Source organism: Bradyrhizobium sp. DN3 (assembly GCF_041357655.1).
GTDB lineage: Bacteria > Pseudomonadota > Alphaproteobacteria > Rhizobiales > Xanthobacteraceae > Bradyrhizobium.
Genome location: NZ_JAULLN010000006.1, coordinates 217,955 through 232,182, shown reverse-complemented (window position 1 = coordinate 232,182; position 14,228 = coordinate 217,955). Strand labels below are relative to the sequence as shown.

4 protein-coding genes are annotated in these 14,228 nt (G+C 61.9%); 2 read left to right on the top strand and 2 right to left on the bottom strand.

Features of this window, described 5'->3' with window-relative positions; all coding sequences use genetic code 11:
• The first annotated feature begins 491 nt into the window (after positions 1-491).
• Positions 492-1,229 (top strand): metallophosphoesterase family protein, encoded by a 738-nt coding sequence (locus tag AAE027_RS11825; RefSeq protein WP_370988181.1) that lies wholly within the window; start codon positions 492-494, stop codon positions 1,227-1,229.
• A gap of 101 nt (positions 1,230-1,330) precedes the next feature.
• Here the strand turns inward: AAE027_RS11825 and AAE027_RS11820 are convergent, their stop codons facing one another.
• Positions 1,331-1,609 (bottom strand): hypothetical protein, encoded by a 279-nt coding sequence (locus AAE027_RS11820; protein ID WP_370988180.1) that lies wholly within the window; start codon positions 1,607-1,609, stop codon positions 1,331-1,333.
• Between the two features lie 644 nt (positions 1,610-2,253).
• Between AAE027_RS11820 and AAE027_RS11815 the strand changes: the two genes are divergently transcribed.
• Positions 2,254-2,454: a hypothetical protein gene (locus tag AAE027_RS11815; protein WP_370988179.1), complete on the top strand. Its 201-nt coding sequence runs from the start codon at positions 2,254-2,256 to the stop codon at positions 2,452-2,454.
• A 148-nt stretch (positions 2,455-2,602) separates the two neighbouring features.
• Here AAE027_RS11815 and AAE027_RS11810 read toward each other — a convergent pair whose 3' ends face one another.
• Positions 2,603-13,519, bottom strand: coding sequence for a VCBS domain-containing protein (locus AAE027_RS11810; RefSeq protein WP_370988177.1), 10,917 nt, complete (start codon positions 13,517-13,519; stop codon positions 2,603-2,605).
• Between the last annotated feature and the right edge of the window lie 709 nt (positions 13,520-14,228).

The following is a 14,228-nucleotide window of genomic DNA, read 5'->3' as shown; positions in this document are numbered from 1 at the left end:
CAAAACTTTTGCGATGCACTGATGCGTCGCGTCGAATGAGAAGTGATAATCCGACGCGCTGAAAATCTCGTCACAGTGCTGACATATCGGCGACGCGCTGCCCTATTTTGAATCGAGTTCCACATCCAACACGATGCTTTAATGCTCGCGCGAGCGCGTCTTCGCTCATCTTTGAGGCGCCGATCCGTTGCGAGACTGCGAACAGTATTTGCGGGAACTTCAATTTCTGACTACGAGGGCATCGTAGGATTTGCATTGAGGCATGCATCTTTGCCGCGCTCTGCAGTTCAGCGATGCAATTTCCACGGACCGCTCTTCGCTCGACCCGTTGCAAACAGGTAGGCAAAAAGTTCCGCCCTTCTTTTGGCGTGATCAAGCCGGAGAACGACGACGCTACCCTATTCACCGCACATTGTTCGCGTCAGATGGGGGAGTTCTCAGGTGCCGGCGACTTGGGGAAATTTTCTCGACCACCTCATCGATTGTGCGCCATGATATCTTTCGCCCGACCACGTCGGCCAATCCACAAGCCGCACCTGCCGGAGGGAATTCGCATCTATGCGATCTCGGATATTCACGGCTGTGCGCACTTGCTCCAGCCGATGTTGCGGGTGATCGACGCCGACGTGGCTCGCAGCCGCCCGCACTATGCGATCGAGGTCTTCATGGGCGATTACATCGATCGCGGCCCGGACACGCGCGCCACCCTCGACATCCTGGTCGAGCGTAGTCGCCGGGGCAATGCGGTCTTCCTCAAGGGTAATCACGAGGCATTTCTGGTGAGCGTGTTCGAAGACCCTTCACTGTTCGCGGACTGGATTGCCGTCGGGGGGAGCCAGACATTGATGTCTTACGGGCTCGCCCCGCCGGACTTGAAGCGCGACGAGCCGACGTCGATCTTGCGCGATTTGATTCGCGCAATGCCGACTGAGCATCTGGAATTCCTGGACAATCTGCGGCTGAGCTTTACGTGCGGGGATTTCTTCTTTGTGCATGCGGGCGTTCGACCGGGCGTGGCGTTATCCGAACAGCAGGAGAACGATCTTTTGTGGATTCGCGAGGAGTTCCTGGAGAGCAAAAAGCATTTCGGCAAATATGTCGTGCACGGTCACACGCCGGTGCGGAACGCCGATGTGCGAAATAACCGCGCCAACATCGATACCGGCGCCTATGCGACCGGCAATCTCACCCTGATGAGCATCCAGGGAAGCCGCATGCTCGCGGTGTGACATCTGGCAACCGCTTGCCATCTGCCAAAGCCTCTTCCGCGACGAGGGTCGAATGGGCCTCGGCGCCCAGAGGTGAAGCGCCTTGCTAATTGAGGACTTGCCTAATTGAGCAAGCAGGGCTTCTGCGGCCGGGCACGCGTCTCGGCCATCCAATCGTTCCAGGCTCGCTCATGCTTGACGTAGAGCTCCAGCCAACGCGCGCCGTGCTCGTTCTGCTGCAGACGACGCTCCTGGTCAGGTAAACCGGCGCGCAATCGCGCATCCGGATTGTCCAGCGTTTCGAACTCGACCGTCTCCGAAATCGTCAGGCCGACGAGAACACGCTGTCCCGCGCCATCCACGATGTATCGCCGCGGAGCGTCCTTCTTGGGTTCACTCATCTCGTCATGCCCCCATTCGTTTCAGTGAGACCCCCGCGTGCCCGCCGACGAGCCGGACGGTGCCTAAAAGGCTCGTCGGGCATGGCCGAATGTTGAGGTGGGAGTCGAGGTCTCACCGGAACTTGCAGCCCTTCGCTGGACGCGCCAAGCACGCAGCGCATATCCCAAGATGAGGCCAGCGCCAAAAATGGAAGCGGAGACAAATGCAGAAGCCATGGAGAGTCGTCCCGGATAGTCCGGGGACACATCAAGACCGAGCAGTGTGTCGACATCATGATTCTCGATGGCTCCCGGCGCCGAAAGATTGTTCACGCCTCGACTTCTTGTGTGCATGCAATGCGGTGCCGTGTCAGATCGTCCTTTCCCACCTCTCATCTCGGTCGGCAACGATCACTCTCTCTATATAGAGAAGCCTTTGCGACCTTGCGGGCCGGGCCTTTATCGTCGAACAGGAGCGCTTCGAGCTGACCTCGCCTCCCGCAATGGGAAATTTCGGGCTGATCGGTCGACCGATGCCCTTGCAACCGTCCGGGAGCCGTCGCATTATTTCGCATCGCATTTAGAAGGGATTCAATCCAATGAACTTCCGCGTGCTTATTCCATGCATTGCCCTGTCTGCCCTTGGCCTCACCTTGACGGCATCCGTGGCGCCAGCCGCCGAGCTCGCGCTTGGTCCGGCGCATCATCGGGCGGCTTCCGTCCAAGGCGGAGTTGTGCTGTGGGATGATGTCTACCCGCCCGCGATCTATGGTCCCCAGCTTCGCCCGGTCGAGGAAGTCGCGGCCATGAAGGCGCAGGCACGGCCCGTGTCCCAGCGCTGGTGGGGATACTGGTACGCCTGGTAAATTCGAGAGCGCTTGGCTGAGGCCGAGCCAGGCTGGACTAACGACCGCCGCCACATCGGGCAACCGGATGGCGGCGGTCTTTGTTTTGAGGCGCGCCGCATATATCCGGCGGCCGCGGTGGGCCATAGGGCCCCGACGCCTCCAAAGCCTAGGTGATGAGGAAGTTGCCATTGTGCAGCGTGCCAGTGGCGTTTTGCAGGCTAACGTCCATATCACTGGCGCCGTCGCCGTCGATATCGATCTGGAGGTAGTCGTTGCCAGGCCCAAAACTCTGCAAATGGGCCGAAGCCTGGTTGGCGCCGAGGAGCGCCGCACTGTCCACATACTCGATGTGACCGCCGGCGATGCTGATGCCTGAGAAGGTAAAGCTATCGTTGCCCGCATCGAAATTGTGAATGGTGTCGGCAGCACCGGCGGCGGAATCTGCGATGCTGGCGAAACGGAAACTGTCGTGGCCCGCACTGGCGAAGATCTCATCCGCGCCCGCGCCGGCAGTGATCGTCGTGTTGCCTGACGTATTGCCGATCGTGATCCTGTCGAAATTCGCGCCAGCATTGATGTTTTCGACGTTGCTTACCGTGATGTCGTAGACGTTCGCGTTGAAGGTCAAGCTGTCGTTGCCGTCGCCGAGATCGATCACGTTCGCCGGACTGCCGTTCAACGTCAGGGTATCGTTCGACGAGCTCCCGTTGAGCAGATTCACGTTCCAGAGATTGTCGAACGAATTGCTGCCTGCGGCGAGATTCAGCACGTTGGCTGTACCCTCGCCGAGATTGACCGTGACGCCGGACACGGTGTTCAGGAGTGTGACCGTGTCGTCCGATGGGTTGAGATTGCCGGTAAAATCACTGCCGTTGAGGTTTTCGACGCCAACGATGCTGAGCGAATTGACGCCGTTGGCGAGAGAAACCAGATCGCTGCCACCGCCCATGTCGATGGCAATGCCGTCGACATTATCCGTCAAGCTCAAGGAATTATCGCCTGCATTGCCGTTGATGTGCTCGACACCGACCGCGGCAAATGCAGCGAAGTTTCCGTTAAGGACGATGGTGTCCTCGCCATTGCCGAGGTCAATTGCGACCCCGTTCGCAGCAGAGATCGCACCGGTCACGCTGAGAGTGTCATCACCCGCGGTTCCGTTGACGTGATTGACATCGAAGATATTCACGAACGAGTTCGCGCCGGCGGCGAGATTCATCGTGTTGTCGCCGTTGCCGAGGCTGATCTCCAGGCCAGTGACCGTCGTCGACAAGTTGAGCACGTCATTGACGCCAGGCGTCGCACCGAAATCGGATCCGGCGATCCCCTCGACGTCCACGAGGCTCAGCGTGTTGGTACCGCCCACGAGGCCGAGATGGTCATTGCCGCCACCGAGGTTTACGACCAATCCGTCAGCGTTGTTCGTCAGGTTGACGAATTCGTCGCTATTGCTGCCGACCAGATTCTCGACGCCGGTAAGATTGAGCGTGTAACCGTTGCCGAAGACGCTGCCGTTGAGCAAGACCGTATCCGCGACCCCGCCCCCCAGATTGATCTGATGGCCGAAGATGTTGCTCCCGATACGAAGGTAATCGTCACCGGCCGTTCCGATGACGGGCGCACTGCCGGAGATCTGCTGTTGCGTCGAGAGATCAATCGGACTGCCCGAAGCACCCGACGACAGCAGCACGATGCCGTCGCTGAACTGCAGAACTTCGACATTGGTCAGGCTGTCGGTGCCGTCACGGCCCGCCGTATTGTCTTGAACCACAATCGGTCCAGGCGTCGTGACGGTGTATTGCGATTGCGTCCCGCTGAAGATCACCATGTCGGTGCCGGCGCCGCCGTCGATCGTGTCGTTGCCGCCCTGGCCGGTGATGCCGTCATTGCCGCCGCCGGCACTGATCGCGTCGGCGCCGCCACCGCCGAAGAAGTACTCGTCATTTGAGCTGCCGACCAACGTGTCGGCCAGATTGGAACCCTGAACGCTGTTGACGCCACCCGTGATGACGTCGGCGCCTGCGGCCCCGCTCACCACTCCCGTCGAGAGATCGACGGAAACGCCTCCGCTTGCCTGGGAGTATGAGACGCGCGTATTGCCGTTGCCGGTGATGGTATCATTGCCGAGGAGGCCTTCGAACAAATTGAAGGTACCGAACAATCCGACGAATGTCGCCGCATTGTAAGTGTCGGCCTGATTGCTGCCGGTCACACTGTTGACACCCGTGTAGGTGTCGGCGCCGATCGAGCTGCCGCCGGTTGCAGTTCCTGCCTGCAGGTTGATCGTCACGGCATCGGTCGCGCTGGCGTAGATGATGCGGGTGTTGCCGTTTCCGGTGATGGTGTCGTTGCCGGCCAAGCCTTCGAACTGGTTGAAATTGCCGTTGTTGCCGACGTTGTTGACGGCGGCATTCTGGAAGCCAATCGCACCGAAATTCGTCGCCGTGAAGACGTCGTTGAAAGTCGTGCCCTGGGCGCCCTCGATCCCGCGGAACGTGTCATTGCCGATCGAACTGTCACCGGTCGCCGTGCCGGCCGTGAAGTCGATGGTTACCGGGCCGGTGGAGAAGTAGATATTGTTGTAACTGATGACGTCGAAGCCGCCGCGACCATCGATGGAGTCGTCACCGGCAAGGCCAGTGAACGTCTCGGTAGCTGCAGTGTTGTTGCTTCCATAAAGGACATCGTTGAACATCGAGGCCATCACGGCATTGACGCCGCTGAAGGTGTCGCTGCCCGTGGATGCGTCACCACTCGCCGTGCCCGCCAGCAGGTCGACCGTCACGAGACCGGTCGCATTGGTGAACGCGATGCGCGTGTTGCCGTTACCGGTGATGCTGTCGTTGCCTCCCATGCCGATGAATTCGTTGAAGGTCCCGTTGGAGCCGGCATTCGTGCTGCCTGCACCGAAGCCGGTGGCGTTGAAGACGTCCGCGTCGTTCGAGCCGCGCACGGATTCGATCGATCGAAGCGTGTCGGTGCCGACCGTCGCGGCGTCGCCCGTCACGGTTCCCGCAGCGAGCTGAACGTTGATCCCGCCCACGGCTGCCGGATCGAGCGCGTAGTCCGCCCGGTCGAAACCGGCCCGGCCATCGATCGAGTCGTTGCCGGCGCGACCTTCGAAGGTCTCCACGGTCCCCGGTCCGTTGGTGCTGCCCAGCAACTGGTCGGCAAATCCGGAGCCGACGATGCCGGCAAAGCCCGAGCCCACCAGGGTATCGGTCCCGACCGAGCTATCTCCCGTCGCCGAATGCGCGGCCAGATCCACTGTCACGCTACCCGTCGCGTTGGCGTAAGAGATGCGCGTCAGCAGCGCACCCAGGCTGTTGGTGGCTCCCGTGATGTTGTCGTCGCCGCCGCGGCCCTCGAATTCGTTGAAGCCGAGATTCGTGCCGGCAATGCCGGTGTTGCCCGCAAAGCCGGTCGCGTTGAACGTGTCGGCAAAGCTGCTGCCGACGATGCCCTCGACGTTCACGAGCGTGTCAGTTCCGACACCCGGACCTGTCACCGAGCCTGCGGCGAGACTTGCGGTAATGCCGCCCGTCGCATCGGTATAATCGGCGCGGTCGAAGCCGAGGCCGCCGTCGAGCAAATCATTGCCATCGAGGCCTTTCAGGCGGTCGTTGCCGCCGAGGCCACTCAGGCTGTCGGCATAGGCCGTGCCGGTCAGCGTGTTCGCGTTGCCGTCGCCAGTGAGGTTGACGCCTTGCCCCAGGATGAAATCGGCCGCCGTGAGGTTCGAGAGCGTCACGTTCGAGAGCGTCAGGCTGTCGCCATTGCCGAAGTCGATGACCGTGTTCAGCCCAACCTGAGTGGCAAGCGCCTGAACCTGCGCAAAGCTGGAGACACCCGCGACGCCCGTGAGGTCGATCTTGTCAGTCTGCGTCTGCAAGAAGTCGCCGATGGTGTCCGCGCCTCCGCCGGTGGCGTAGACGAAGGTATCGGCGCCGAAACCGCCACCGAGGAAATCGTTGCCGGCACCGCCGTTGATCAGGTCGTTGCCGTTGTTACCGAACAACTGGTCGCCACTGACCGAGCCGGTGATCGTGTCGTTGAAGTTCGAGCCCGCGACGTTGGTCACCCCTCCCGTGATGGTGTCGTGACCCACCGAGCCGTCGCCGTCCGCGGTACCGCCAGCGAGATTGACGGTCACACCCGACGTGGCGCTGCCGTACTGGATCTGGGTGGAGCCATTGCCGATGATGGTATCGTTGCCGGAGCCGCCCTGGAAGAAGTTGGCCCCGACGAAACCGGCCGCGTCGAACGTATCGTTGCCGCTGCCGCCGACCGCACTGTTGACGCCTGTGAAGCTGTCATGGCCGGTCGAAGCATCGCCATTGGCCGTGCCTGCCGCGAGGTTGATGGTCACGCCGGACATCGCATTCCCGAACAGGATCTGCGTGCTGCCATTGCCGATGATGGTATCGTCGCCGCCCTGGCCCTGGAACGCGTTGAACCCGGCGAACCCCGTCGCGTCGAAACTGTCGGCAAGATTGCTGCCGGTTGCACTGTTGACACCCGTAAAGCTGTCATGCCCGACCGAGGCATCGCCGCTGGCGATTCCGGCCTGAAGGTTGATGGTCACCCCGCCGGTTGCATTGGCGTAGATGATGCGGGTGTTGCCGCTGCCGGTGACGACGTCATCGCCGCCCAGGCCTTCGAACTGGTTGTAGGTGCCGTTGTTACCGACGTTGGAAGCACCGTTCTGGCCGTAGCCCGTTGCGTCGTAGCTGTCGGCGTAGCCCGTGCCCTGAATGCCCTCGATCGAGCGCAGCGTATCGCTGCCGATCGACGCATCGCCGGTCGCCGTGCCTGCCGCCATGTCGACGGTCACGCCGCCCGTGACCGTGCTGAGGCTGTTGTAGATGGCAACGTCGAACCCGCCGCGACCGTCGATGTAATCGTCACCGCCAAGTCCGGTGAAATTGTTGTTGAAGCTGCTCCCGAGCAACGTGTCCGAGAAAGTCGAGCCCTGCACGGCGTTGACGCCGGTGAAGGTGTCGGTTCCCTCGGTCGCACCCGTGGCACTGCCGGCGACCGTGACTGCATTCGTCGTCCCGACGGCGCTGGTCTCGAGGTCGACGCTGACGCTCGAGGCGGCGATCTGGTAGTTCAGGCGGGTGAAGCCGTTGCCGATGATGGTGTCGTTGCCGCCGGCGCCGGCGAAGTCATTGTAGGCCCCCGAGGAGCCGACATTGGTCGCCCCAACCTGACCGAAGCCGGCCGCATCGAAGGTGTCGTCAAAATTGGTGCCGCGGGCGGCCTCGACGTTGCGCAACGTGTCGGTGCCGACCGTCGCATCGCCGTTCACAACGCCTGCCGCAAGGTGAACATAGATGCCTGACGTCGTCGTCGTATCCGAATTGTAGGTGACCTGGTCGTAGCCGCCGCGGCCATCGATATAGTCGTCGCCGCCGCGACCCTCATAGGTCTCGTAGGTGAAGGCGGCATTGTCGCTGCCGTAGATGGTGTCGTTGTAGGCCGAGGCCCAGATGGTCGAGACATTGGAGAAGGTGTCGTGACCGACGGAGGCGTCGCCGTCGGCGGTGCCTGCGCCGATGTCGACCGTGACGGCACCGGTCGCGCTCAGATAGGACAATCGCGTCACCGCCTGCCCCAGGGCGTTCAGATCGCCAATCACGCTGTCGTCGCCGCCACGTCCTTCGAACTCACTTTGACCGGCTGCCACGCCGGGCAGGCCGGTCGAGTCGGTAAATCCAGCCGCGTTGAACGTATCCGCAAAATTGCTGCCGACCGCCCCCTCGATACCAACGAGCGTGTCGGTTCCGACGCCCGATCCTGAGGCGACGCCTGCTGCCAGATTGACCGTGATACCGCCGGTCGCGTCGGTATAGACGGCGCGGTCGAAGCCCGCTCCGCCATCCAGGAGGTCGCTGCCACCCAGGCCCTGAAGGCGATCGTTGCCGCCGAGGCCGCTGATGGATTCGGCATTTGCCGTTCCGACGAGGCTGTTGGCGTCGTCGTCGCCGACGATCGGCGCGGCCGGCGTTCCGAACAGGAAATCGCTCGCCGTCAGGCTGCTCAGAGTGACGTTCTGAAGCGTGAGCCCGTCACCGGAACTGAACGTGATGATCGTGTTCGGGCCGCTCTGCTCCGCGTGCGATTGCAGATCGGAGAGGCTATAGATGCCGTAGACTCCGGTCAGATCGATCTTGTCCTGGCCATGGACGAAATCCTGGATGAAGTCGAAACCACCGCCGCTCGCATAGACAAAGGTGTCTGCACCGGCTCCGCCGCTAAGGAAATCGTTGCCGGCTCGGCCATCCAGCGTGTCATTGCCGCCGCTGCCGGAGAGGCCGTCATTGCTGGCGCTACCGACGATCGTATCGTTGAAATTCGATCCGAAGACGTTGAAGACGCCCCCGGTGATGGTGTCATGGCCGACCGAGCCGTCACCGTCAGCCGTACCCGCGGTGAGATTGATGGTCACGCCGCTGGTCGCGCTGCCATACTGAATCAGGGTGTTGCCGTTGCCGGTAATGCTGTCGTTTCCGGCGTTGCCCTGGAATGAATTGAAATTCGCGTTGACGCCGGTGAAGCCCGTTGCGTCATAGACGTCGTTGAAATTGCTGCCGATGGCGCTGTTCACGCCGCTGAAACTGTCGTGGCCGACTGACGTGTCGCCGCTGGCAGAACCGGCCGCGAGATTGATGGTCACACCGCCGGTGGCGTTGTTGTACTGGATCTGGGTCGTGCCGTTGCCGATGATCTGGTCGTCGCCCCCCTGCCCCTGGAACGAGGTCCCGCTCGGGCCAGAGAATCCGGTCGCGTCGAAAATGTCGGCAAAGTTGCTGCCGAGGGCACTGTTGACACCGGTGAAGGTGTCGTGACCGATTGAACCGTCACCGGTAGCGGTGCCGCCCACGAGATTGATGGTCACGCCGCCGGTGGCGTTGGCGAAAATGAGGCGAGTGTTGCCGTTGCCGGTGATGACGTCGTCACCGCGCAGCCCTTCGAACTGGTTGAAGGTCCCGTTGTTGCCGATGTTGTCCCCGGTCACGCCGTAACCGGTCGCGTCATAGGTATCGTTGAAGTTTGTGCCCTGAATGCCTTCGATCGAACGAAGCGTATCCGTGCCGTTCGAGACATCGCCGGTGACGATGCCGGCCGCCATATTGACGGTGATGCTCCCCGTGGTGAAAAAGATGTTGTTGTAGGACGACACGTCGAAGCCACCGCGGCCGTCGATATGATCGTTGCCGGCAAGGCCGGTGAAGGTATCGTTGGTCGCGCCGCCGTAAAGGGAATCATCGAACATCGATGCCTGGACGGCGTTGACGCCCGTGAAATGATCGGTGCCGACGGATGAATCACCGGTGGCGATGCCGGTCACGAAGTCGACCTGGACGCCCGCCGTCGCATTGTTGAAACCGAGCCGCGTAAAGCCATTGCCGGTGATGGTGTCGTTGCCACCATTGCCGGTGAACTCGTTGAACGTCCCATTCGAGCCGGCATTGACGCTGTTGGAGCCGAAACCGACGGCATTGTAGGTATCCGCGAAGTTGGTGCCGCGGATTGCCTCGATCGCGCGCAGCGTGTCCGTTCCGACGGTGGCGTCGCCGGTCACGATGCCGGCTGCCAGATTGACCGTGATTCCCGTCGCCGTGGTCGGATCGACGTTATAGTCGACGCGGTCATAGCCGCCGCGACCGTCGATATAGTCGTTACCGGCCAAGCCCGAGTACACTTCCGCGGTGAACATCGGATTGTTGCTGCCGAGAATCGTGTCGTCATGGGCTGAGCCCCAGACGCCGTTGAAGCCGGAACCGACCAGCGTATCGTGGCCCACCGACGCATCACCCTGCGCATAGCCGGCGGCGAGATCCACCGTCACCGCCCCGGTCGCGCTCACATAGGAGACGCGCGTGAGCTCCGCCCCCTGGCTGTTGGTATTGCTGATGATGGTGTCGTCGCCGCCCTTGCCCTCGAACTCATTGTAGCCGACGGGGCTGCCCGGAGCACGCGCGTCGCCGGTGAATCCGGCGCCGTTGAATATGTCGGCGAATTCGCTGCCGATGGCGGCTTCGATATTGACAAGCGTGTCCGTATCCACTCCTGCGCCGGACGCTGTTCCCGCCGCGAGATTGATCGTGACTCCGCCGGTCGCATCGGTATAGACGGCGCGGTCGAATCCTGGGCCGCCGTCGAGAACATCGTCGCCGGCACCGCCCGTGAGATAATCCTTGCCCGCGCCACCAAAGAGAATGTCGTTCCCGGCGCCGCCGCTGATGCGGTCGTTGCCGTCCTGACCGTCGATGAGATCGCTGCCGCCCCCACCCGAGAGCACGTCATCGCCGAGCGAGCCGAACTGGGCGCTGCCGACGGGCGTCAGCACGGCATTCTCGACCTGCTGGTCAAGGTTGTCGACGTAGAGAGTGGTGAGCTCGGTTACCGAATCCGGGTCGGAAAAGTTCGTCGCGGCCAATTGGTCGGCGGCCGCGCCTTGAGCGACCTGGCCGGCCTGCGCCAGTTCAGTGACATTCGTCGCCGACTGAATGCTGTCGTTCGCGGCGGCAACGACCTCGATAACCGTCGCCGCAGCCGCCGCGTCGACGCCAGAGGACACCACCACGCTCTGCACCGTTTCCTGCGAGCTGAGATCGAAGGGCAGTGGATTGTCCGGATCGGCCTGAGCGGTCGCAACCGCATCCGCAATTGCGGCTATGACCGTATCCGGCGCAACGCCGACGGCCGAGACCTGCGCCACCGTGCTCTGGACCTGGATGGCCGCCGCAAGCACCGCGGTCGCCGTTGGATCGCTATTCACCGCGTCAGGCACCGGATCGTACGACCTCAAGTCGATACCGGTGAGGTCAAGGTCGAAGGCGGCGGCCACGGCGTTCATGGCTTGGTCCGCCGTCAGCGACGTGCTGTCGATCAAGGCAGCGATCAACGTCGTCAGCGGCGTGATGATGGTGGATCCCTCCGGCGCCCTCAGCACGCCATCGACCTGCAGTCCCGTCGAGATGTCGACACCGCCGATGCTCACGAGCGGACCGGATCCGCCGGACAGCGTGAAGCTGCCGTCGGCCCGGGTCGTCGTGAACGCCTCGCCCGCATCGAGAATTCCGTTGTTGTTGGCGTCTGCAAAGACCGTGGCTCCGCCGATGTAGCCGTCAATATCCAGCGCGTTGATCTCGTTGGCGCCGGGCGTCACGGTCAGCGTGAGGTCGGCCGAGCTCGACGCCTGATGCACGCCGTCGTCGGAGGTGGCCGTGACCTTCAGCGTGAACGGGGTCGTGCTGCCGACGGCATTGTGCGGGATCAAGACGATCTCGGAGATTGAATCGCCGGTCACGAGCCAGGTGCCGTCCCCGATTGCCACGCCGTTCTCGACGTCAAACGTCGTCGGCACACCTTCGATCTTGACCGACAGGATGCTGCCTTGGTCGACTTTGCTGGCCGCGACGTTGAGCGTGATCTCTCCGTCGGCGGCGCCAGATGCGTCCTGAACGCTCAAGCTCGGCGCGTCCTGCGCGCCGTGGATATCGAAGCTGATCTCCTTGGTCGTGCCATCGGCCGACGTGACGGTGAAGGTCTCCGTCTTGGTGTCGGTGGCACCGAGATATTGGATCGCCGCGTTATCGACCGAATAGGTGTAGTGACCGTCGGCAGACAGTGTCACCGCACCGAGATTGCCCGGTGCCGTAATGACGCCAGCCTGGAATGCGGCCTGGTTCTGGTCGGGATCGCTGATGGACAGCTGCCCCGATGCCGTCAGCTGGCTGTCCTCGGTGACGTTGTGCTCTGCAGGATTGCCTATCGCGGCTACGTCGTTGGCGCCCGTGATGTTCACCACGATATCAGAGGTGGCGCTACCGTCGGCCGAGGCGACCGTCAGGGTGTCGGTGACGTGCTGCCCTGCGACGAGCGAATCCGATTTCGCAGGATCGAGCGTATAGGTCCAGGCACCGGTCGCTGGATTGAAGGTGAAGTTGCCGTAGGCGCCGGCCAGGGAGGCCGGGGCGGCGAAATGGTCTTGGCCGCTGTCGAGGTCGTGCACCGCGAGTTGGCCCGACGCGTTGGGATCGCCGGCCACTGCGTCGGCAACGCCGCCAGCCTCGATCACCGAAATATCCTGGGTCCCTGACACCGTGATCGTGGCCGCGTCGTTGCTGCCGGTGACGGTCACCGTGAGCGTCGACAAGCCCGTGCCTCCGTGGTTGTCGGCATTCGTGTAGGTGAACTGATCCGTTACCTGCTGGCCTTCGGCGAGCGCCTGCACGGACGCGCTGGAATTGTTGAGCGTATAGGTGTAGGCGCCGGTCGCCTTGGTGACGACCAGCGTTCCATAGGCGCTGACGACGGTGATCGTGGTGCCGTTGTCGGTGCCTCCCGCTACCGCCGACACGATGTGGGTGTCGCCGACATCGGCGTCCGTGTCGTTTGCGAGCAAATTGCCGCTCGCAACCGTCGTCGCATCCTCCGTGACGGAGACGATATCTGCGACTGCGACCGGCGCATGATTGGTCGCGCCTTCGATGACGACCTCGACCTTCTCGATCGAGACGATGGCCAGGTTGAAGCTCCTGAACGCGTAGTCCGCGCTGCCATAGCGCGCGATAAGCGCCTGGATTGCCGCAAGATCGGACCTGAACGAAGCCGAGTTCGCCAGTTCCTGCGTGACGACGAGGCGGAGCGTGTCCTGGCCCTTGCCGCCGTCATAGATATCGCAAGAACCCACATTCTCCGAAACGCGGTAGATGAGGGTATCGTTGCCATTCTCGCCGCTGACGATGTCAAGACCCGCGCCGCCGTCGATGACGTCGTCGCCGTTGCCGCCGCCGATCAGATCGTTGCCCGTCCCACCGAGTAGCGTATCGTTGCCGTTGCCGCCGAAAATGAGGTCATTACCGGTGCCGCCATCCACCGTGTCGTTGCCATTTCCGGCGTCGATCAGGTCGTTGCCCGCACCGGCGTTTATACTGTCATTGCCGTTGCCGCCCTGAATGAGATCATTGCCTGCCCCGGCGTTGACGGTATCGTCGCCGTTTTTTGCATTGATGACGTCAGCCGCGTTAGTGCCGGCGATCTGATTGCTTGCGTCGGTGCCGTTGATGATCATGGCGGTTCATCTTCCTCGATAGGGCAACAGGCATTGCTCGCGAGCGCGCGGAAGCGGCTTGCGTTATGCGGATGGAGAAATCTTCAATCGTCGATGGTGGAACGCGATATGGACGCGACGCGTAACGTCGTGCGGTCCCTCATGGTGAGCCCCTTCGTAACCTCTTTGATTTTTCAAGTTCGCCGTCAGCCCAACGGCGCGAGTTGGAAATGAACTGGTCTTGTTATTGTTCTACTGAAGTACCGCTCGACGAGGCATTGTGATGCAGCGTCGAACGTCGAAGTCGTATCGCGGACCGTCAAAAGGTTTTTGACAATTGCAAATTGTTTCCATTGTTGCGCGACAGCGTCAAGACAGCACAGCTGCTAACCTTAAGCAGGACGCGAACCGAACGGTGCAGCTGCGAAATCATGCGTTTCCGATTTGCGACGGCCGGCCATCTCACCGAGCCAGAGCATCGACGCATCGCTGGGCCACGGCGCAATCCGCACCGAAATGAAATGTGCGCGCTCTCCACCTGTCGCGATCGGGCCAGATCGCTCAAGCTGCTGATAAAACGAATTGCTACCGTTGACAGCGCCGGCCCCCGGGCCGCGTCGCGTGCTGCAGACCGCACTGCGACACTCTGACGCGCCGAGGCGTCCCCACAGAAACAGAGCATGAGCGGAAACCGAAAACCTGCAACAAACTGGCTCAAGGCCTTAATTCC

Excerpts from the sequence above, each read along its gene's own strand:
- AAE027_RS11820 (WP_370988180.1), bottom strand. The coding sequence starts at position 1,609 with ATGAGTGAACCCAAGAAGGACGCTCCGCGGCGATACATCGTGGATGGC.
- AAE027_RS11825 (WP_370988181.1), top strand. The coding sequence starts at position 492 with ATGATATCTTTCGCCCGACCACGTCGGCCAATCCACAAGCCGCACCTG.
- AAE027_RS11810 (WP_370988177.1), bottom strand. The coding sequence starts at position 13,519 with ATGATCATCAACGGCACCGACGCAAGCAATCAGATCGCCGGCACTAAC.